We start from the raw sequence: 19,912 nt of genomic DNA on the forward strand, positions 1-19,912 counted from the left end.
GAAAACCCCGTCTGTCGATGATTGGAGTGAGTGCGCGGCGGCGCGTGCCAGTCTTGCCCGCCGTCAGATGAGGCCGTCGAAGGGAGCGATGTTCACCTCGTCGCCGGCTTCGACGTCGGCGCGTTCGTGTTCGAGCACGATGAAGCAGTTCGCTTCGCTCATCGAACTGAGCACGCCGGAGCCTTGCGGGCCGGTGGTGACGACGCGCCAGAGGCCGGCTTCGTCGCGCGTCGCGATGCCGCGCTGAAATTCCGTGCGGCCGGCGCGCTTCTTGACCCGCTCGCCTGCGCGCGCGCGGATGGTCGTCAGCGGCGAGCGCGTGGCGCCGGACATCGCGAGCAGCGCCTCGCGCACGATGAAATAGAACGTCGCCATGACCGCGACCGGATTGCCCGGCAGTCCGAAGAACAGCGCCGGCTTGCCCGCACCTGCGCGCTCGCCCGACCACAGGCGGCCGAATGCGAGCGGCCGTCCGGGGCGCATCGCAATCTTCCAGAACGCGACGTCGCCGAGCGAGTTCATCAGTTCGCGCGTGAAGTCGGCATCGCCGACGGAGACGCCGCCCGAACTCATGACGACATCCGCTGCTTCCGTCGCACGGCGCAGCGCGCTTTCGAGCGATGCGCGATCGTCCCGGACGATGCCGAGATCGACGGTCTCGACGCCGAGACGGCGCAGCATCGCGAAAAGGGTGTAGCGGTTGCTGTCGTAGAGGCTGCCCGGCGTCAGCGGTTCGCCGACGGAGCGCAGTTCATCGCCCGTCGAAAAGAAGGCGACCACGACGCGCTTTCGCACCCCGACCTCCGCGATGCCGAGCGATGCGAGCAAGCCGAGATCCGACGCGCGCACGATGCGGCCCGCGCGCAACGCCGGTTTGCCGCGCGCGAGATCCTCACCCGACAGCCGCCGATTCTGGCCCGCGCGCACGGCGGTGGCGGCAAAACGGACCGCATCGCCTTCCCGCGTGACGAGTTCCTGCGGGATGACCGTGTCGCAGCCGGGCGGCATCAGCGCGCCCGTCATGATGCGCACGCATTGACCTTCGCCCGGTTCCGCGCCGAACGGCTGTCCGGCGAACGCGGCCCCCGCGACCTTCAGCTCGACAGTTTCTCGCGACGAAGCCAGCGCCGCGCCGGCGAACGCGTAGCCGTCCATTGCGGAGTTGTCGAAAGCGGGGACATCGATGGGGGAAATAACGTCTTCCGCGAGCACGCGATCCAGCGCATCGAAGAGACCGACGCGCTCCACGCGCCCCTCCTGGCCCAGCGGCAGCGCCCATTGACGCACGATGTCCTGCGCTGCTTCGACGGGCAACGCGTTCGGATCGTAGTGGGCGACGCAACCGGTGAGTGGCTTCAACGTGATCATGAATCGGAGTGAGGCGCGACGAACGCGGGCGAGGGACTAGCGGCGAGGGTGCGAAAACAAGCGGGTGACGAGCGCGCAGCGATCCGTTCGGATTACCGACGCTCCAGCTCCGCTAGCTGGCGCAAATCATTGATATTGTAAAACGCACGGTCATCGTCAAATGGCACTTGCACCGCCTTGTGGCGTGCGTACCACGCACGCACTTTGCGCTCGCCGGATGCGAGCCAGGCGTCGAGATCGTCGGCGAGCGAGGCGCGCACGAGCGCGAAAACCGGATGCGCGACACGCTCGCCCGAAGGCTCCGTCGTCGCGGCATAGGCGATGTCGGCCTGCGCCCGATCGAGTGCGTCCGCGAGCAGGAGCCCGAGCCGTTCAACGACGAAAGGGGCATCGCACGGGGCCGTCAGCACGAATTCCGTCTGCGCGACACGCAGGCCCGCCGCGATTCCGGCGAGGGGGCCGGGATAATCGCCGAGCGTATCGGCGACGACGCGGGCATCGAACGGTGCGGCTAGCCGCTGATACGCCTCGATGCTGCGGTTCGCGCTGACGAGCATGGCGCCGGCTTGCGGCGCGATCCTGCGCAGCACGTGGAGCGCAAGCGGCTCACCGCGATACGACTGCATGCCCTTGTCGACGCCGCCCATGCGCGAGCCGCGTCCGCCCGCGAGAACGAGGCCGGTGATATCGGAGCGGGAAGCGCGGGCAGTCACGAGCGACGCATTCCTTCAGCCGCCGATGTACGACATTTCGACGCGCGGCCCGTCCTCCCGCATTGGCGCGGACGCGCTGCCGCGCAACTGCGAGTAGCGGTCGCCGCGCGCGTCCCAGATTCGCGCGATGGCGGTCGCGACCACTTCATCGCTCGCACCGCCGCGGATGAGTCCGCGCAAGTCGTGGCCGGTCGTCGCGAAGAGGCAAAGGTACAGCTTGCCTTCGGTCGACAGCCGCGCGCGCGTGCACGACCCGCAGAACGCGCGCGTCACGCTCGAAATAACGCCGATTTCGCCGCTGCCGTCGCGATAGCCCCAGCGCTGCGCCGTTTCGGCGGCCGTGTGCGCTTCGAGCGGCACGAGCGGAAAGTGCTCGGCGATGCGCTCGACGACTTCCGCCGATGGCAGCACTTCGTTCATGTTCCAGCCGTTGGACGCGCCGACATCCATGTATTCGATGAACCGCAGAATCGCGCCGCTTCCCTTGAAGTGCCGCGCCATCGGGACGATTTCCTGGTCGTTCGTGCCGCGCTTCACCACCATGTTGACCTTGACCGGCGCAAGCCCCACGGCCTGCGCGGCCGCGATGCCGTCGAGCACGTCGGCGACGGCGAAATCGGCGTCGTTCATGCGGCGAAAGAGGGCATCGTCGAGCGCGTCGAGACTGACCGTGACGCGCGACAAGCCCGCATCCTTCAGCGATTGCGCCTTGCGCGCAAGCAGCGAACCGTTGGTAGTCAGCGTGACGTCGAGCGGGCCGCCTTCCGGCGTGCGCAGCATCGCGAGGCGTTCGACCAGGAATTCGAGGTTCTTGCGAAGCAGCGGTTCGCCGCCCGTCAGCCTGATTTTCTCGACGCCGTGCGCGACGAACACGCGCGCGAGCCGTTCGATTTCCTCGAACGACAGCAGCGCGGAATGCGGAAGAAACGGGTAGTCCTTGTCGAACACTTCGCGGGGCATGCAATAGACGCAGCGGAAGTTGCACCGGTCCGTCACCGATATGCGCAAGTCGCGCAACGGGCGCGCGAGCGTGTCCGTCAGCACTCCGGAAGGCGACGACGCATCGCCGGTGTAGTCCGGAATCGCGCTGACATCGGCGAGGGGGATGATGCGTCGGGACATAAGGCGTGGTGACTCGGTTGGATCGATGCGGGAATCGCCTCATTTTAGCGGAAGCGCGCAAGCCGGGTCGGCGCCGCCCGCGATGCCGCGGCTCGGGCTTTCCATTAGCGATGCGCAAAAAAACGCCATCGACCGGAATCGATGGCGTTTCCACTACTGGTCGCGCAGCCGGCATTGCCGGCCACGCGCTTGCACTCACTGCGCGCTCTTGCCGGTTTCCACTTGCTGCATCGGCGCGGTGTCGAGCGGCGGAAGCGGCTTGCGCTGACGGGGCGCGCGCGCCGGCTGCGGCTCGCGCTCGGCTGCGGCGCTCGCTTCACGCAGTTTGTCCGCGTCCGTATTCACCCACACGAGGCCGGCGGTTTCGAGCATCGGCTTCAGCGCGTCGGTTCCGGTCGACGTTGTGGGCGTCGCGGGCGTCGCCGGCGTCGCCGGCGTTTCAGCCGTTGCTGCGGATACCGCCGTTGCCGCCGGCGTCGGTGCGACCGCTTCGGTTTTCACCGGTTCCGCTTCCATCGCGACGGGCTCGGCGCTCGGCGTCGCCGCCGCTGCCGGTTCGGCCTTGACCGGCTCGACAGCGGTTGCATCCGGCGTGCTGGCGATGGCCGCCGGCTTCAGCGGCTGCGACAGCTCGGCCGCTTCCGGCTCGGCTTCGGCGGCCGCCTGAGCGGGGACGGGCGCTTTCGCTTCGGTTTCCACCGGAGCGGGCGCGAACGGATCGGCGGGCTTCGTCTCCGAAACCGTCGGCGTCGGGCCGAACGGATTCTGGACTGCCGTTGCGGGCGCGGGCTTCGCGAAAATGTCCACTTCGGGAGCGGCGGCTTGCGGTGCTGCTGCTGCTTCGGGCTTGGCTTCAGGCTTGGCTTCGGCGTTCACTCCGGACGACTCGGCCTGCGCGGGCGGCACTTCTGCCGCGACCGGCGCGGGTTGCACCGGCTTCTCGTCGCGGGTTTCCGTGACCGGCTTGTCGACGGCGACCGGACGCGTTTCGCGACGAGCGGACGCTTCCTGCGCGGCTTCCGCGTCGAACACGCCGGCTTGCGCCGACATGCTGTCGACAGCGCCTTCCGCTTCGGCGACATCGGCGGCGTGGTTCACCGTCGTGCCTTCCTCGTCGCGATCGCGGCGGCCACCGCGACGGCCACGGCGACGACGGCGGCGTTCTTCGCCATCGCGCGCGGCGGCCTGATCGGCGGAAGCGGCGTCGATGCCTTGCTGCTCGGCATCGGCGTTGAACGGCGCTGCATCGACGATATCCGATTCGACCGGTTCCGACGGCGTCAGCGCCTCGACGGCTGCTTCGGGTTGCGGCTTGCGGCGCTCGCCGCGTTCCGGACGCTCGGCGCGCGGAGGACGTTCCGCACCTTCTGCACGTTCCGCGCGTTCGACGCGCTCACCGCGCTCCGCACGTTCGGGACGCTCCGCACGCTCGCGGCGTTCCGGACGCTCGGCGGCTTCCGGACGCGCTGCGCGCTCGGCATTGCGATCCTGTCCGCGTTCGCGGCTTTCACGCGGCTCGCGCGCTTCACGCGGCTCGCGGGTTTCGCGCGGCTCTCGGGCTTCGCGCGGTTCGCGCGCTTCACGGGGCTCTCGTGCTTCACGCGGCTCACGTGCTTCGCGCAGCTCGCGGCCTTCGCGCCCGCTGCGGACTTCGCGGTCTTCACGACGCGCACCCTGACGGCCCGCGCCATTGCCACCGGTCGCGGCGCCGGCGGTAGTCGCCGCTGCGCCCTCACGTCCCGCGCCGCCACGACGATTGCGATTGCGATCGCCACCGCCCGCGCGCTCGCCACGCTCGGCGCGTTCCGTGCGCTCACGTTGCGGACGCGCCGCCGGTTGCGCTTCGACCGGCGCCGGAACCGGCTTCGCTTCCGGCTGAATGCCGAACAGATTCTTGATCCAGCCGATGAACCCGCCGCTCGCCGAAACCGGCGCGGGCGCAGGGGCGGGAGCCACGGCTTCGACAGGCGCGGGCTTCACCGGCGCGCTCGGCGCCGGCTTCTCGGGCGTGATGCCCTTGACCGCCGCTTCCTGCTTCGGCTTCACTTCTTCGGTGCGCTTGCTGTAGCCGGTCTCGGATTCGAGCTCGCTCGCTGCTTCGACGGCCATCTTCCACGACGCGCGCGGCTCGTCGAGGCGGGCGTCGTCGTGACGCAGACGCTCCAGCTTGTAATGCGGCGTCTCGAGGTGCTTGTTCGGAATCAGCACGACGGCGACCTTGAAGCGCGACTCGATCTTGTTGATTTCCGAGCGCTTCTCGTTGAGCAGGAAGGCGGTCACTTCGACCGGCACCTGGCAGTGGATCGCCGCGGTGTTTTCCTTCATCGCTTCTTCCTGAATGATCCGCAGCACTTGCAGCGCGGACGATTCCGTATCGCGGATATGGCCCGTTCCGTTGCAGCGCGGGCAGGTCACGTGGCTGCCTTCCGACAACGCCGGACGCAGGCGCTGACGCGACAGTTCCATCAGGCCGAAGCGCGAAATCTTGCCCATCTGCACGCGTGCGCGGTCGTGCTTGAGCGCGTCTTTCAGGCGCTGCTCGACTTCGCGCTGGCTCTTCGCCGACTCCATGTCGATGAAGTCGATCACGATGAGACCGCCCAGATCGCGCAGGCGCAACTGGCGCGCGACTTCGTCGGCGGCTTCGAGATTGGTGCGGGTGGCGGTCTCTTCGATATCCGCGCCCTTGGTCGCGCGAGCCGAGTTCACGTCGATGGCGACGAGCGCCTCGGTGTGATCGATCACGATTGCGCCGCCCGACGGCAGCGGCACCGTGCGCGAGTACGCCGTTTCGATCTGATGCTCGATCTGGAAGCGCGAGAAGAGCGGCACGTCGTCGTGATAGCGCTTCACCTTCGAGAGGTTGTCGGGCATCACGATGTCCATGAAGGCGCGCGCCTGGTCATGGATCTCGGTCGTGTCGATGAGAATTTCGCCGATGTCCGGCTGGAAGTAATCGCGAATCGCGCGGATGACGAGGCTCGATTCGAGATAGATCAGCATCGGCTGGCCGGCGATGCCGCTCTGCGACGCGGCTTCGATCGCGCGCCACAGTTGCATCAGGTAGTTCAGGTCCCACTGGAGCTCTTCCGCCGAGCGGCCGATACCCGCCGTCCGCGCGATGATGCTCATGCCTTCCGGCAGGTCGAGCTGCGCCATGGTTTCGCGCAGTTCCTGCCGCTCGTCGCCCTCGATCCGGCGGGACACGCCGCCGCCGCGCGGGTTGTTCGGCATGAGGACGAGATAACGGCCGGCCAGCGAAATGAACGTGGTCAGCGCCGCGCCCTTGTTGCCGCGCTCTTCCTTCTCGACCTGAACGATGAGTTCCTGGCCTTCGCGCAGCGCGTCCTGAATGCGCGCGGAGCGCATGTCGACGCCATCGCGGAAATACTGGCGGGCGACTTCCTTGAACGGCAGGAAGCCGTGGCGATCTTCGCCGTAATTGACGAAGCACGCTTCGAGCGACGGCTCGATGCGGGTGACGACTCCCTTGTAGATGTTGCCCTTGCGCTGTTCGCGCCCGGCGGTTTCGATGTCGATATCGATGAGCTTCTGCCCATCGACGATGGCGACGCGGAGTTCTTCCTGCTGCGTCGCATTGAACAGCATGCGTTTCATTGAACGGCTCCAGTGCAGCTCTGCCGTCCCTCGTCTTGCGAATCGCCGCCGGTGAGTCGACATCGGGCGCGCGAAGCGGGAGGGCGTGCATGCCACGCTTATTGTGTGTTGTCACAAAGCACGCTGGAGCGGAACCTCTGGCGGGAGAATTGCCGAAAGCTGGCTGCGGCGCCGGAAAAGGGCGGCGCAGCCATGGGGCACATGCGACAACAGAGGCGCACAGGGCGATGCGGCCCGCGCGAGGATGACGGCGGCGCTGGGGGCTCCGCGTCTCAAAATGGACGCGCCGAACCCGCTGCGCTCTTGATACAGAGCCTTTTTTCCTCCCGACGGCAACCGCGACGCGAAGAGCGGCCGAGGCAGTCCCGCGCGAACCGGCGCGATGCTTCGTTGCCCATCTTCACCATCGCGGTCATGCCGCGCCGGCCGCCGCAGGCCAGGTGCTCCCGGCGGCTTGCCGTGTCTCGCCTCATGCGACGCTTATTTCGCCTCTCGCGCTTCGCCGGAATCAGCGCAGCAGCGGGTTGCGTCGTCAGTTGTTCGCAAACCGGCGAGCCGCGATGCGCCGTTTTCGCCCCATGCGCGATGGCAGGGCTGAATCGGGCGGGCGTCCGGTTATACGTCCGGACGCCAATCGCTTCTCGCCGATGAAATTCTTTTTGACCAGAAATCCGTTACCGTCGGCGATCGACCCGACCGAACGCGCCTGTGGGCTCCGTCCCTGCCGGTGATCTCGCCGTGCGTGCAACTCGTCGCTCTATTTTCCGGGCGAGCAACCGACCCTGGGCGCAAGTAAAATGATGATTTATTGCTTGCACCTGAACAGTCTGATCAATCGCGGTCACGGTATTCGTCTACCGCAACCTTTTCAGGCTGCTCGCAAATTATATTCAGAATGAATGAGTTAGGCAAAACATCCCATAAAAAGGTCGCAAGCGAGCAAGTGTCGATGATCGAAATCGACGAAACGGCCGCCGGTCAGCGCATCGACAACTTCCTTTTACGCGTCTGCAAAGGCGTCCCGAAGAGTCACATTTATCGCATTCTGCGCAGCGGGGAAGTGCGCGTGAACAAGGGCCGCATCGACGCCGCGTATCGCCTGGAACTGGGCGATCTCGTGCGCGTGCCGCCCATCCGCGTCGCGCAAGCCGATGAAACGCCGGTATCGTCGAATGCGCCCGCCGCCGAATTTCCGATTCTTTTCGAAGACGAGCATCTGATCGTCATCGACAAGCCGTCGGGCGTCGCGGTGCACGGCGGCAGCGGCGTCGCGTTCGGCGTCATCGAACAACTGCGCAACGCGCGGCCGCACGCGAAGTTCCTCGAACTCGTGCATCGGCTGGATCGCGAAACGTCGGGCGTGCTGATGCTCGCGAAAAAGCGCCCCGCGCTCGTTAATCTCCATGAGCAGATCCGCGAAAATCGCGTGGACAAGCGGTATTACGCGGCCGGACACGGCGACTGGCCGAGCGACTGGGGACGGCGGCGCATCGTGAAGGCGCCGCTGCACAAGTATGTCGCGGCGGACGGCGAGCGGCGCGTGCGAATCCAGGAAAACGGCCTGCCGTCGCACACGGTCTTCAACCTGATCGAGCGATGGGACGACTACGCCTGGGTCGAGGCCGAGCTCAAGACCGGGCGCACGCACCAGATTCGCGTGCACATGGCGAGCATCGGGCTGCCGATCGCGGGCGACGCCAAATACGGCGACTTCGCGCTGAACAAGGAACTTGCGCGGCCGAGCGCGAATCCGTCGCTCAAGCGCATGTTCCTGCACGCGTATCGCCTGAAAATCACGCATCCGGCGACGGGCGCACCGCTTCAATTCGAGGCGCCGCTTCCGGCGGAATGCCGGCGCTTCATCGAACAACTCAAAAACCGAGAGACATAAATGGCGCGGCAGCAATTCGATTTGATCGTATTCGACTGGGACGGCACACTCATGGATTCGACCGTCCATATCACGCGCAGCATTCAGGCGGCCTGCCGCGACCTGGGACTGCCCGTTCCCGCCGATGAATCCGCGAGCTATGTCATCGGCCTCGGCCTCAAGGACGCGCTGCAAATCTGCGCGCCGACGCTCGATCCGAAGGACTATCCGCGCCTTGCCGAGCGTTATCGCTTCCACTTCCTGACGACCGGCCAGCAGACCGAGCTTTTCACGGGCGTGCGCGAACTGCTGCAGGAGTTGCGCGACGAGGGGTATTTTCTCGCCGTCGCCACGGGCAAGAGCCGCGTCGGGCTCAACCGCGCGCTGGATCAGTCGCGGCTGACGAGCCTTTTCGACGGCACGCGCTGCGCGGACGAAACCTTCTCGAAGCCGCATCCGGCGATGCTGCACGAACTCACGCGCGAACTCGGGCAGGACCTGACGCGCACGGTGATGATCGGCGACACGACGCACGATCTGCAAATGGCGATCAACGCGGGCGCGGCGGGCGTGGGCGTCGCGTATGGGGCGCATCCGGCAGATTCGCTGACGGCGCTGCAGCCGCGCTTCTGCGCGGATAGCGTCGCGTCGCTGGCGGGCTGGCTGCGGGAGCACGCATGAGCGAATCTTTGCAGCCTGATCGCGAGGCGGTGCGCGTGTGCGCATCGGACGAACTGGTCGATGGCGGCGCGGGCGTGCGCGTCGGGGCGAAGGAGGCGAGCGGCGAAGCCGTGGTCTTCTTCGTGCGCTACGACGGCAAGCCGTACGGCTATCTGAACCGTTGCGCGCACGTGCCGATGGAACTGGACTGGAACGAGGGCCAGTTCTTCGAAAGCTCGGGCCTATACTTGATGTGCGCGACGCACGGCGCCATCTACGAGCCCGACAGCGGCAAGTGTGTCGGCGGACCGTGTCGCGGCGCGCGTCTTCGGCCCGTGAACGTCGAAGAGCGCGAGACGCCGGAAGGCCGCGCGGTCTTCTGGCTGCCGGACGACACGCTCCGCCCCGCCTGACTTTCTTCTTTCCATATTGACCATTGACGCGGCTGCACGCCCGGAAGACCACGCATGTCCGATAACCTTTCCCCCAACCCGCGCGGTGACGACCGCTGGGAACGCGACGCGCTCGAGCGAATCGCGCTCGCCGCCATTCGCGAACAACGCGCGGCGCGGCGCTGGCGCATCTTCTTTCGCTTCGTGTTTCTCGCGGTGATTCTTTTCATCGCGTGGGGCGTGTTCGATTTCACCGGCGATCACGTTTCGAAGACCGCGAAGCACACGGCGCTGATCGACCTGCAAGGCGAGATCTCCGCCAACAGCGACGCGAGCGCCGACAATATCGGGGCGGCGCTCGAAAGCGCCTTCGAGGACGAAGGCACCGCCGGCGTGATCCTGCGCATCAACAGCCCGGGCGGCAGTCCGGTGCAGGCAGGCATCGTCAATCGCGAGATCGGGCGCCTGCGCGCGAAGTATCCGAAGACGCCGCTTTACGTCGTCGTCGACGACATGTGCGCGTCGGGCGGTTATTACATTGCAGCGGCCGCGGATCGCATCTACGTCGATCGCGCGAGCATCGTCGGGTCGATCGGCGTGCTGATGGACGGCTTCGGCTTCACCGGCCTGATGAACAAGCTGGGCGTCGAGCGCCGCATGCATACATCGGGCGCGAACAAGGGCGCATTCGATCCGTTCTCGCCCGAGACGCCGCAGATGACCGCGCACGCGCAGGACATGCTGAACGCGATCCACGCGCAGTTCATCGACGCCGTGAAGCAGGGCCGCGGCAAGCGTCTGAAGGACGATCCGGACCTCTTCTCCGGCATGTTCTGGACGGGCGAGAAGAGCGTCGAACTCGGTCTCGCCGATGGCTTCGGCGACGCCAACTACGTCGCGCGGGAAGTCATCAAGCAGCCGGATATCGTCGATTACACGCAGAAGGAAAGCATCGGCGAACGCGTGGTGCGGCGCTTCGGGGCGTCCGTCGGCGATGCCGCCGTGCGCGCGCTGACGCTCGGCGGCAGATTGCAACTGCGCTGAGACTTACGACGCGAGCAGCAGGAAGATCGCCGGGCGCTTGTGCAGATCGGGCGCGGCGGCATTCTTCCAGTCCGCCGCCGTGCGCGTGACGATGGTTTCGCCCGGCAGCGTCAGATCGACCGCCACGGAAATGAGCGTCGACGGCGCGCAAGCGGCGATCAGCGTATCGAGCATCGCGCGATTGCGGTAAGGCGTCTCGATGAAGATTTGCGTCTGGTTCGCCTTGCGTGACAGCTGCTCCAGCTCACGCAGGCGCTTGCCGCGCTCGCCGGGATCGACCGGCAAATAGCCGTTGAACGCGAAGCTCTGGCCGTTCATGCCCGACGCCATCAGCGCGAGCAAAATGGAACTGGGACCGACGAACGGCACCACTTTCACGCCGCGTTGATGCGCGCGCCGCACGAGCAATGCGCCCGGATCGGCGACGGCGGGGCAGCCCGCTTCCGAAACCAGGCCGGCGTCCGCGCCCGCGAGGATCGGCGCGAGCAGCCTGTCGATCTCGGCAGGCGGCGTATTGACGTTCAGCTCGCGAATTTCGATTTCCTGAATCGGCCGCTCGGTGCCGACCTTCTTCAGAAACGCGCGCGTGGTCTTCGCGTTCTCGCCGATGTAATAACCGAGCGCGGCGGCGCGCGCGCGCACCGGCTCAGGCAAGACCTGCGCGAGCGCGTCGGCGTCGCCTTCGCCGAGCGTGTTCGGGATCAGATAGAGGACGCCGCTCATGCCGCCTCCAGCATCGGGAAACCGGCGGCGCGCAGCATTTTCGTCAGCGCGATGAGCGGCAGGCCGATGAGCGCGGTGGGGTCGTCGGACTCGATCGCATCGAGCAGCGCGATGCCGAGCCCCTCCGATTTCGCGCTCCCCGCGCAGTCGTACGGCGTTTCGGCGCGCAGGTAGGTTTCGATCTCGTCGTCGGTGTAGTCGCGAAAGCGCACCCGCGTAACGATGTCGGCGGATTGCACGCCGCCGGTGCGGGCGTCGAACACGCAAAGCGCGCTGTGAAAATCGACGGCGCGGGCGCGCATCGACCGAAGCTGCGCGACGGCGTTTTCGTGCGTGCCGGGCTTGCCGATCTGGCGGCCGTCGAACGTCGCAACCTGATCTGAACCGATCACGATCGCATCGGCCGTATCGCCGATGCGTTGCGCCGCCGCCCGCGCCTTCGCGATGGACAGCCGCACGGCCGTCGCCTCGGGCGTTTCGGCGGGGAGCGGAGTTTCGTCGATATCGGGCGACATGACGTCGAAGGGAATGCGCAGGCGTTCAAGCAACTCGCGCCGATAAGGCGAACTCGACGCGAGCACGAGACGCAGGGGGCGTTTCGGCGAAAGGGTAGGCGAATGGGTAGCCGGCATGAGCGGAATTAACGTAAAACGGAAAAAGCGGTCGGACGCCGATGCAACAGCGGCGCGCCCTTAAGTGTTTGACTCGAAAGAACAAAGCCTATATGATTTTGGGCTTTTCATCGGCTGGCGGGTAAGCCTTGCTCGAGCACCGGGATGGTTGCCCGGGTTGAGCGTTGCATGAAAGCTGTCTGAGTGTGGTCTGAGCGTTGCCTGACTGTTGCCTGAGCGTTGCCTATTCGGGCAAGCCAGGCCTGCCTTCCGGTTGCGGACAGTGCATACTGAGCGCCGCGGCATGTCTGGCGCACCCGTTACACCCGGCACGCCGGCAAACGAACCCACGCAAGATTAACGAACGGCATAGGCAGGAGCGCACATGACTCAGAATCCTGGCAAACCTGCGAGCCCCGCCGATCTGCGCGCGCTCGACCTTTACGACTTCGCCGAGAACAAGCGGCAGGCGGCGGGCGCGCTGCGTGTATCGCAGTTGCCGCGCATGTTAGCCGAAGTCCCGGCGGATGCGCCAGATCGCGACACGGTGTTCACCTGGCAGGGCGAGGGTTCGACCCAGCCGGAATTGCAGGACGACGGCACGGAAGCGCCGCAGCCGTATCTGCGCCTCGCGGTGCACGGTTCGGTGTGGCTCATGTGCCAGCGCTGTCTTACCCCGTATTCGCAACATCTCGACGTCGATGCGACGTATCGGATCGTCGCGACGGAGGAAGAGGCGGACGAATATCCGCTCGACGACGATGAAGTGGAAGTGATCGTCGGCTCGCGCCAGTTCGATCTCGTCGACTTGGTCGAAGAGGAGTTGTTGTTGTCGTTGCCGCTCGTGCCGAAGCACAGCGTCTGTCCGGAAGTGCACGAGAGCCTGCTCGCGGGCAGTGAGGACGACGAGGCGGCCGAGGGCGGCGAGAACGAAGTCGAGAAACCGAATCCGTTTGCCGTGCTGGAAAAGCTCAAGAAGAGCGATCCGGACGACAAGAAGCATTGATGTGGCGGTGCGGCGAAGCAATGGCCGCGCGGCGACCTCCCGCTTCAGGCGGTGGGCCAGACGGCCCGGAAGTTCCTTCGCGAACGCGAAGTTGGGCCTGTGTTAGAATTCGCAAAATTTTTCTGGAGTAATCATGGCAGTTCAGCAAAACAAGAAGTCGCCGTCGAAGCGCGGCATGCATCGTTCCCACGACTTCCTCCCGTCGGCTCCGCTGGCTGTCGAGCCGGGCACGGGTGAAGTGCATATGCGTCACCACGTGAGCCCGAACGGCTACTATCGTGGCAAGAAAGTCGTCAAGACGAAGAACGACTAAGCGTTCGTTCTACGCATTGCTGCATGCGCGCCACCGTTTTGCGGTCGTGCGCGCCTGGCATGCTTTGACACTTTCCCGGTATGACAAGAAGGCGGCATTTCACTGCCGCTTTTTTGTGCCTGAAATTCGTCGCTTTCCATGACCGTAAAGATAACCATTGACTGCATGGGAGGCGACCACGGTCCGGCCGTGACCGTTCCCGCCGCCGTCAATTTCGTGCGCTCGCATCCCGACGCGCACCTGATGCTCGTCGGCATCGAGCAGGCCATCCGTGCGCAGCTAAAGAAAGCCAAGGCGGTCGACGAGCCGCGGCTGACGGTGGTTCCCGCGACCGAGGTGGTCGCCATGGACGATCCCGTCGAAGTCGCGCTGCGCAAGAAGAAAGATTCGTCGATGCGCGTCGCGCTGAATCTCGTCAAGGACGGCGAGGCGCAGACCTGCATCTCCGCCGGCAACACGGGCGCGCTCATGGCCGTGTCGCGCTACGTGCTCAAGACGCTGTCGGGCATCGAGCGCCCGGCCATCGCGTTCGCGATGCCCAGCCAGAAGGGCTATACCACCGTGCTGGATCTGGGCGCGAACGTCGACTGCGAGCCCGAGCACCTGCTGCAGTTCGCGGAGATGGGGCACGCGCTCGTATCGGCCATCGAAGGCCGCGAGCGGCCGACCATCGGGCTGCTCAATATCGGCGAAGAAGTCATCAAGGGCAACGAGACCATCAAGCGCGCCGGCGAGCTGCTGCGCGCGAGCACGCTCAACTTCTACGGTAACGTGGAAGGCAACGACATCTATAAGGGCACCACGGATGTCGTCGTGTGCGATGGCTTCGTCGGCAACGTCGCGCTGAAGACCTCGGAAGGTCTTGCGAAGATGCTCTCCGACATGATCAAGGAAGAGTTCACGCGCTCGCTGTCGAGCAAGGTGATGGCGCTCGTCGCGATGCCCGTGCTCAAGCGCTTCCGCAAACGCGTCGATCCGGCGCAGTACAACGGCGCGGCGCTGCTCGGTTTGCGCGGCCTCGTGATCAAGAGTCACGGTTCGGCCGAGGCCTACGGTTTTGAGTGGGCGATCAAACGCGGGTATGATGCGGTCAAAAATGGCGTGCTCGAACGCCTGGTGCGTGCGATGGAAGAGAATGCTCAGCCCGCGCGCGACGCCGGACCGAGCGCAACGGCTCCCGATGCCGCCCGTCCCGCCGATTCAGCGGGCGGCGCGGCGACTCAGCCGAACTCCCTGCCAAACCCGCCGGACGCGTCCGGCACCGCGCTACCCACGAAGGCATAATGGCTCAATCCAATCTCTACGCTCGCGTGCTGGGCACCGGCAGCTATCTGCCGTCCGAGCGCATCACGAATCAGGCATTGGCGGATCGTCTCGCGACGCAAGGTGTCGAGACCAGCGATGAATGGATCGTCGCGCGCACGGGCATCCACGCGCGCCACTTCGCGGCCCCGGACCAGACGACGAGCGATCTCGCGCTGATCGCATCGCAGAAGGCGATCCAGGCTGCGGGCATCGATCCGCAGTCCATCGACCTGATCATCGTCGCGACGTCCACGCCGGACTTCGTGTTTCCCAGCACTGCCTGCCTGCTGCAGAACAAGCTCGGTATCAAAAACAACGGCGCGGCGTTCGACGTGCAGGCCGTGTGTTCGGGCTTCGCGTACGGCATGGCGACGGCGGACAGCTTCATTCGCAGCGGGATGCATCGCACGGCGCTCGTCGTCGGCGCGGAAACGTTCTCGCGCATTCTCGACTTCAAGGATCGCACCACTTGCGTGCTGTTCGGCGACGGCGCGGGCGCGGTCGTGCTCCAGGCATCGGAAGAGCCGGGCGTGCTGGCGAGCGCGTTGCACGCCGACGGCAGCTACGCGGACATCCTCTGCACGCCGGGCAACGTGAACGGCGGCGTCGTGGCGGGCAGCGCCTTCCTGCACATGGACGGCCAGGCGGTGTTCAAGCTCGCGGTCAACGTGCTGGAAAAGGTGGCCATCGAGGCGCTCCAGAAAGCGAAATTGACGCCGCAGGAGATCGACTGGCTGATTCCCCATCAGGCCAATATCCGCATCATGCAGAGCACCTGCCGCAAGCTGCACCTGCCGCAGGAGCGCATGGTGGTGACGGTCGGCGATCACGGCAATACATCGGCAGCGTCGATTCCGCTCGCACTCGACGTCGCGGTGCGCGACGGCCGCATCAAGCGCGGACAGAACGTGCTGATCGAAGGCGTGGGCGGCGGCTTCACGTGGGGCGCGTCGGTCTTCCGCTACTGATCGGTTCATCCATCCCCTCTACTCATTCGCAACTGATCCCCTTCACGACAGCCGCCGCGCGCCGCAGGAGCGCGCGGTTCGTGCGCAGGCCGTGAAGACATCCGGATCATTCCAATTCAACGAGGACGACATGAAATTCGCGTTCGTATTTCCGGGCCAGGGCTCGCAATCGATCGGGATGCTCAACGCATTCGCCGATCACGCCGTGGTGCGCGAAACGGTGCAACAGGCATCCGACGCGCTCGGCCAGGATCTCGGCAAGCTGATCGCCGAAGGCCCGGCGGAAGAACTCAATCTCACGACCAACACGCAGCCCGTCATGCTGACCGCCGCCTACGCGATCTATCGCGTGTGGCAGACGGAAACGGGTCTCGTGCCGGCGCTCGTCGCGGGCCATAGCCTCGGCGAATACACGGCGCTGGTCGCGGCGGGTGCGCTCGCGTTCTCCGATGCCGTTCCGCTCGTGCGCTTCCGTGCCCAGGCCATGCAGAACGCCGTCCCGGTCGGCGAGGGCGGGATGGCTGCAATCCTCGGTCTCGACGACGACACGGTGCGCGCGGTGTGCGCCGAGGCCGCGTCGGCCGGCGTGGTCGAAGCGGTCAACTTCAACGCGCCCGCGCAGGTGGTGATCGCCGGCGCGAAGGCCGCAGTCGAAAAGGCGTGTGAAGTGGCGAAGGCGAAAGGGGCAAAACGCGCGCTGCCGCTGCCCGTGTCGGCGCCGTTCCATTCGTCGCTGCTCAAACCCGCTTCGGACCAATTGCGGGAATATCTCGCCAACGTCGAGGTGAAGGCGCCGGCCATTCCGCTGATCAATAACGTCGATGTCGCGATCGTCTCCGATCCCGCCGCCATCAAGGACGCACTCGTGCGCCAGGCCGCAGGTCCGGTGCGCTGGGTCGAATGCGTGCAGGCGATGGCGCGCGAAGGCGTCACGCACGTCGTCGAATGCGGGCCGGGCAAGGTGCTCGCCGGGCTGACCAAGCGCATCGACGGCAACCTCGTCGGCGGCTCGATCTTCGATCCGGCTTCGCTCGAGGAAACGCGCAAACTGATCGCTGGATAAGAGAGAGAACGACATGAACTTGGACAATCAGGTAGCGATCGTCACGGGCGCATCGCGTGGCATCGGGCGCGCGATCGCGCTCGAACTGGCGCGTCAGGGCGCGACGGTCATCGGCACCGCGACGAGCGAAAGCGGCGCGGCCGGCATCGGCGAAGCGCTGGCGCAGGCGGGCGGCAAGGGCCGCGGCGCGGTGCTGAACGTGAACGACGCGGCAGCCGCCGATGCGTTCATCGACGCAACCGTGAGGGAATTCGGCGGCCTGAACATCCTCGTGAACAACGCGGGCATCACGAAGGACCAGCTCGCCATGCGCATGAAGGACGACGAATTCGACGCCGTCATCGACACCAACCTGCGTGCAGTATTCCGTCTGTCGCGCGCCGTCCTGCGCCCGATGATGAAGGCGCGCGGCGGCCGCATCATCAACATCACCTCGGTGGTCGGCTCGTCGGGCAATCCCGGTCAGGCCAACTACGCGGCGGCGAAGGCCGGGGTCGCGGGCATGACGCGCGCGCTCGCACGCGAGATCGGCAGCCGCGGCATTACCGTGAACTGCATCGCGCCGGGCTTCATCGATACCGACATGACCAAGGTCCTGCCGGAAGAGCAGCGCACCGCGCTGACCGCGCAGATTCCGCTTGGCCGGCTCGGCAGCCCCGACGACATCGCACATGCGGTGGCCTTCCTGGCGTCGCCGTTCGCGGGCTATATCACGGGCACGACGCTGCACGTGAACGGCGGCATGTACATGTAATAGGCATTTCGCCGAAATTCGCTTAATATCCGCGCGGCAGACGGGCGCGCGAAATGCTTTCACGAGCATGCGCGCACGGTCGATAGCGCGACCGCAACACACGATGCAACCCGCCGCGAGCGCCTTGATGAAGCGCAGGAGGCGGTGGAGCACGGAACTGAAGCGCCGTATTTTGCGGGACCAAACCTGATAAAATGCGCGCACTCGTATTTTTGAACTTTTATTCCCTCGGAGGGTTGCATGGACAACATCGAACAGCGCGTGAAGAAGATCGTCGCCGAACAACTGGGCGTGGCTGAAGCCGAAATCAAGAACGAAGCATCGTTCGTGAACGATCTGGGCGCTGACTCGCTCGATACCGTTGAACTGGTGATGGCGCTGGAAGACGAGTTCGGCATGGAAATTCCCGATGAAGAGGCCGAAAAGATCACCACGGTTCAGCAAGCGATCGACTACGCTCGCGCGAACGTCAAGGCCTAAGGCCGGACGCGCCGGCGACTCGTCGCTCTTCAAGCTTGAAGCACCGTCGCTGCGAAAACCGATTTAACAGCCACAGGGCACACAGGGCGGTTTCCTGTGGCCGCTGTGGCTTTTGCTTTTCGTCATTCTATGGATAAGGGGTTACCGTGAGCCGTCGTCGAGTTGTTGTTACAGGCCTTGGGCTCATTTCGCCTGTCGGCAATACCGTTGCCGACGGCTGGGCCAATCTGGTGGCGGGCAAGTCCGGCATTGCCAATATCACGAAGTTCGATGCCACGAACTTCTCGACCCGTTTCGCGGGCGAGGTGAAGGGCTTCAACATCGAGGACTACATGCCCGCTAAGGAAGCGCGCCACATGGATACCTTCATCCATTACGGCTTCGCGGCGGGCGTCCAGGCCATGCAGGACAGCGGCCTCGAGATCACCGAAGAGAACGCGGAGCGCGTCGGCGTGGTGGTCGGCTCGGGCATCGGCGGCCTGCCGATGATCGAAGTCACCCAGACCGAACTGCTCAATCGCGGCCCGCGCCGCATCTCGCCGTTCTTCGTGCCGGCGTCGATCATCAACATGATTTCCGGTCATCTGTCGATCCGCTTCGGCCTCAAGGGGCCGAACCTGTCGATGGTCACGGCCTGCACGACCGGTCTGCACTGCATCGGTGAGGCGTCGCGTCTGATCGAATATGGCGACGCCGACGTGATGATCGCGGGCGGCGCGGAAGCAACGGTGTCCCCGCTCGGCATCGGCGGTTTCGCGGCGGCGCGCGCGCTCTCGCAGCGCAACGACGATCCGTCGACGGCCAGCCGTCCCTGGGACACGGATCGCGACGGCTTCGTGCTCGGCGAGGGCGCGGGCGTGATGGTGCTCGAAGAGTACGAGCACGCGAAGGCGCGCGGCGCGAAGATCTACGCGGAAGTGCTGGGCTACGGCATGAGCGGCGATGCGTACCACATGACCGCACCGCCCGAAGACGGCGACGGCGGCCGCCGCGCAATGGTCAACGCGCTGAAAAACGCGAAGGTCAACGCCGACCAGGTCAACTACGTGAACGCGCACGGCACGTCGACGCCGCTCGGCGACATCGCGGAGACCATCGGCATCAAGCGCGCGCTCGGCGACCATGCGAAGAGCGCTGTCGTGAACTCCACGAAGTCGATGACGGGCCACCTGCTCGGCGGCGCGGGCGGACTCGAATCGGTGTTTACGGTGCTCGCCGTGCACAACCAGATTTCGCCGCCGACCATCAACATCTTCAATCAGGACCCGCAGTGCGACCTGGACTACTGCGCGAACACCGCGCGGGAGATGAAGATCGATGTCGCGGTGAAGAACTCGTTCGGCTTCGGCGGCACGAACGGCTCGCTCATCTTCAAGCGTCATTGAGCGCCACGCGCTCGCCGGATCGGGGACCGTGATGACGGGCGCGCAGGAGCATCGGCCGCATCGGGAAGCAGGCACGCTGCCGCGCATCCCGATGCGGCCGTCTCGTTTTGTGCTCGCCGCGCTCGGTGTGTTCATCGCGGTGGCCGGCGCGGCGGTCTTCGAATGTGTCGCGGGGCGTTTCGGCGCATTCGATGGCGCCGTCGCGGCGCTCGTCGCGCTCGCGCTGCTCGGGGTGGCAGCGGCGCGCTGGCGGCGTCGGCAGCCGGTGGCGATCGCGCTGCACGCCGACGGCGTGACCGTCTGGGAACGCGCGAGCGGCACGCACTATCTCGCCATCGTCGGCTGTGCCCAGTGGAGCGGGCGGCTGCTGGCGCTGACCTTGTCCGCGGGGAAAGGCAGGCCGCGCACGCTGCTGGTCGCGGCGGACACCGTCGATTCCGACACCTTCCGCCAGCTTGCAGTACGCGCCCGCCGCGCCGCGAGCGCATACCTGTAAAGACTGTAACGGCGCATGAGC

The 19,912-nt window shown here is 65.7% G+C and carries 19 protein-coding genes; 13 read left to right on the forward strand and 6 right to left on the reverse strand.

Features of this window, described 5'->3' with window-relative positions; translation table 11 throughout:
• Positions 1-63: 63 nt before the first annotated feature.
• The 4 genes from glp to P9220_RS08095 form a co-directional block, all read right to left on the reverse strand.
• Positions 64-1,368: a gephyrin-like molybdotransferase Glp gene (gene glp / locus P9220_RS08080; RefSeq protein WP_309764373.1), complete on the reverse strand. Its 1,305-nt coding sequence runs from the start codon at positions 1,366-1,368 to the stop codon at positions 64-66.
• A 92-nt stretch (positions 1,369-1,460) separates the two neighbouring features.
• On the reverse strand, positions 1,461-2,015 hold the full coding sequence (gene mobA / locus P9220_RS08085) for a molybdenum cofactor guanylyltransferase MobA (protein WP_309765425.1): 555 nt from the start codon (positions 2,013-2,015) through the stop codon (positions 1,461-1,463).
• 81 nt (positions 2,016-2,096) lie between these two features.
• A complete protein-coding gene (gene moaA, locus P9220_RS08090) occupies positions 2,097-3,203 on the reverse strand; it encodes a GTP 3',8-cyclase MoaA (protein WP_309764374.1) in 1,107 nt (368 codons plus the stop codon).
• Between the two features lie 195 nt (positions 3,204-3,398).
• A complete protein-coding gene (locus P9220_RS08095) occupies positions 3,399-6,821 on the reverse strand; it encodes an Rne/Rng family ribonuclease (protein ID WP_309764375.1) in 3,423 nt (1,140 codons plus the stop codon).
• An 895-nt stretch (positions 6,822-7,716) separates the two neighbouring features.
• On the opposite strand from P9220_RS08095, the gene P9220_RS08100 reads away from it, so the two are divergent.
• The 4 genes from P9220_RS08100 to P9220_RS08115 are packed head-to-tail and all read left to right on the forward strand — an operon-like array spanning position 7,717 to position 10,787.
• Positions 7,717-8,712, forward strand: coding sequence for an RluA family pseudouridine synthase (locus P9220_RS08100; RefSeq protein ID WP_309764376.1), 996 nt, complete (start codon positions 7,717-7,719; stop codon positions 8,710-8,712).
• Positions 8,713-9,372 carry an HAD-IA family hydrolase gene (locus P9220_RS08105; protein ID WP_309764377.1) on the forward strand — a complete coding sequence of 220 codons (660 nt, stop codon included), beginning with the start codon at positions 8,713-8,715 and terminating at the stop codon, positions 9,370-9,372.
• Positions 9,369-9,764: a Rieske 2Fe-2S domain-containing protein gene (locus P9220_RS08110; protein WP_309764378.1), complete on the forward strand. Its 396-nt coding sequence runs from the start codon at positions 9,369-9,371 to the stop codon at positions 9,762-9,764. The genes P9220_RS08105 and P9220_RS08110 overlap by 4 nt, the downstream gene beginning before the upstream one ends.
• Positions 9,765-9,818: 54 nt before the next feature.
• The gene (locus P9220_RS08115; RefSeq protein WP_309764379.1) at positions 9,819-10,787 is read left to right on the forward strand and encodes a S49 family peptidase; all 969 of its coding nucleotides are present in this window, start codon (positions 9,819-9,821) and stop codon (positions 10,785-10,787) included.
• Between the two features lie 3 nt (positions 10,788-10,790).
• On the opposite strand, the gene P9220_RS08120 is transcribed toward P9220_RS08115, so the two are convergent.
• On the reverse strand, positions 10,791-11,510 hold the full coding sequence (locus P9220_RS08120) for an SAM-dependent methyltransferase (RefSeq protein WP_309764380.1): 720 nt from the start codon (positions 11,508-11,510) through the stop codon (positions 10,791-10,793).
• The gene (locus P9220_RS08125; protein ID WP_309764381.1) at positions 11,507-12,142 is read right to left on the reverse strand and encodes a Maf-like protein; all 636 of its coding nucleotides are present in this window, start codon (positions 12,140-12,142) and stop codon (positions 11,507-11,509) included. The genes P9220_RS08120 and P9220_RS08125 overlap by 4 nt, the downstream gene beginning before the upstream one ends.
• A gap of 364 nt (positions 12,143-12,506) precedes the next feature.
• Between P9220_RS08125 and P9220_RS08130 the strand changes: the two genes are divergently transcribed.
• From P9220_RS08130 to P9220_RS08170, 9 genes are all read left to right on the forward strand, one after another.
• Positions 12,507-13,127, forward strand: coding sequence for a YceD family protein (locus tag P9220_RS08130; RefSeq protein WP_309764382.1), 621 nt, complete (start codon positions 12,507-12,509; stop codon positions 13,125-13,127).
• Between the two features lie 133 nt (positions 13,128-13,260).
• Entirely contained in the window at positions 13,261-13,440 is a 180-nt protein-coding gene (gene rpmF / locus P9220_RS08135) for a 50S ribosomal protein L32 (RefSeq protein ID WP_309764383.1), read from the forward strand.
• A gap of 138 nt (positions 13,441-13,578) precedes the next feature.
• Positions 13,579-14,724, forward strand: a complete 1,146-nt coding sequence (gene plsX, locus P9220_RS08140; protein WP_309764384.1) for a phosphate acyltransferase PlsX — start codon at positions 13,579-13,581, stop codon at positions 14,722-14,724.
• Entirely contained in the window at positions 14,724-15,713 is a 990-nt protein-coding gene (locus tag P9220_RS08145) for a beta-ketoacyl-ACP synthase III (RefSeq protein ID WP_309764385.1), read from the forward strand. The genes plsX and P9220_RS08145 overlap by 1 nt, the downstream gene beginning before the upstream one ends.
• A gap of 130 nt (positions 15,714-15,843) precedes the next feature.
• A complete protein-coding gene (gene fabD, locus P9220_RS08150) occupies positions 15,844-16,776 on the forward strand; it encodes an ACP S-malonyltransferase (protein ID WP_309764386.1) in 933 nt (310 codons plus the stop codon).
• 13 nt (positions 16,777-16,789) lie between these two features.
• Positions 16,790-17,530 (forward strand): 3-oxoacyl-ACP reductase FabG, encoded by a 741-nt coding sequence (gene fabG / locus P9220_RS08155; RefSeq protein WP_309764387.1) that lies wholly within the window; start codon positions 16,790-16,792, stop codon positions 17,528-17,530.
• A gap of 240 nt (positions 17,531-17,770) precedes the next feature.
• Positions 17,771-18,010: an acyl carrier protein gene (gene acpP / locus P9220_RS08160; RefSeq protein WP_004197638.1), complete on the forward strand. Its 240-nt coding sequence runs from the start codon at positions 17,771-17,773 to the stop codon at positions 18,008-18,010.
• 146 nt (positions 18,011-18,156) lie between these two features.
• Positions 18,157-19,395 (forward strand): beta-ketoacyl-ACP synthase II, encoded by a 1,239-nt coding sequence (gene fabF / locus P9220_RS08165; protein ID WP_309764388.1) that lies wholly within the window; start codon positions 18,157-18,159, stop codon positions 19,393-19,395.
• A gap of 31 nt (positions 19,396-19,426) precedes the next feature.
• Complete coding sequence (locus P9220_RS08170) at positions 19,427-19,891, forward strand: protein YgfX (RefSeq protein WP_309764389.1); 465 nt, start codon at positions 19,427-19,429, stop codon at positions 19,889-19,891.
• Positions 19,892-19,912: the final 21 nt, after the last annotated feature.

Origin of the sequence: Caballeronia sp. LZ016, assembly GCF_031450805.1 — a bacterium.
Taxonomy (GTDB): domain Bacteria; phylum Pseudomonadota; class Gammaproteobacteria; order Burkholderiales; family Burkholderiaceae; genus Caballeronia.

Bases quoted from the DNA above. Each gene is read 5' to 3' on its own strand.
- P9220_RS08115 (WP_309764379.1), top strand. From the start codon at position 9,819: ATGTCCGATAACCTTTCCCCCAACCCGCGCGGTGACGACCGCTGGGAA.
- fabG (WP_309764387.1), top strand. From the start codon at position 16,790: ATGAACTTGGACAATCAGGTAGCGATCGTCACGGGCGCATCGCGTGGC.
- P9220_RS08125 (WP_309764381.1), bottom strand. From the start codon at position 12,142: ATGCCGGCTACCCATTCGCCTACCCTTTCGCCGAAACGCCCCCTGCGT.
- glp (WP_309764373.1), bottom strand. From the start codon at position 1,368: ATGATCACGTTGAAGCCACTCACCGGTTGCGTCGCCCACTACGATCCG.
- P9220_RS08095 (WP_309764375.1), bottom strand. From the start codon at position 6,821: ATGAAACGCATGCTGTTCAATGCGACGCAGCAGGAAGAACTCCGCGTC.
- P9220_RS08145 (WP_309764385.1), top strand. From the start codon at position 14,724: ATGGCTCAATCCAATCTCTACGCTCGCGTGCTGGGCACCGGCAGCTAT.
- fabD (WP_309764386.1), top strand. From the start codon at position 15,844: ATGAAATTCGCGTTCGTATTTCCGGGCCAGGGCTCGCAATCGATCGGG.
- P9220_RS08100 (WP_309764376.1), top strand. From the start codon at position 7,717: ATGAATGAGTTAGGCAAAACATCCCATAAAAAGGTCGCAAGCGAGCAA.
- mobA (WP_309765425.1), bottom strand. From the start codon at position 2,015: ATGGGCGGCGTCGACAAGGGCATGCAGTCGTATCGCGGTGAGCCGCTT.
- P9220_RS08170 (WP_309764389.1), top strand. From the start codon at position 19,427: ATGACGGGCGCGCAGGAGCATCGGCCGCATCGGGAAGCAGGCACGCTG.
- P9220_RS08130 (WP_309764382.1), top strand. From the start codon at position 12,507: ATGACTCAGAATCCTGGCAAACCTGCGAGCCCCGCCGATCTGCGCGCG.
- P9220_RS08105 (WP_309764377.1), top strand. From the start codon at position 8,713: ATGGCGCGGCAGCAATTCGATTTGATCGTATTCGACTGGGACGGCACA.
- acpP (WP_004197638.1), top strand. From the start codon at position 17,771: ATGGACAACATCGAACAGCGCGTGAAGAAGATCGTCGCCGAACAACTG.
- P9220_RS08120 (WP_309764380.1), bottom strand. From the start codon at position 11,510: ATGAGCGGCGTCCTCTATCTGATCCCGAACACGCTCGGCGAAGGCGAC.
- moaA (WP_309764374.1), bottom strand. From the start codon at position 3,203: ATGTCCCGACGCATCATCCCCCTCGCCGATGTCAGCGCGATTCCGGAC.
- plsX (WP_309764384.1), top strand. From the start codon at position 13,579: ATGACCGTAAAGATAACCATTGACTGCATGGGAGGCGACCACGGTCCG.
- rpmF (WP_309764383.1), top strand. From the start codon at position 13,261: ATGGCAGTTCAGCAAAACAAGAAGTCGCCGTCGAAGCGCGGCATGCAT.
- P9220_RS08110 (WP_309764378.1), top strand. From the start codon at position 9,369: ATGAGCGAATCTTTGCAGCCTGATCGCGAGGCGGTGCGCGTGTGCGCA.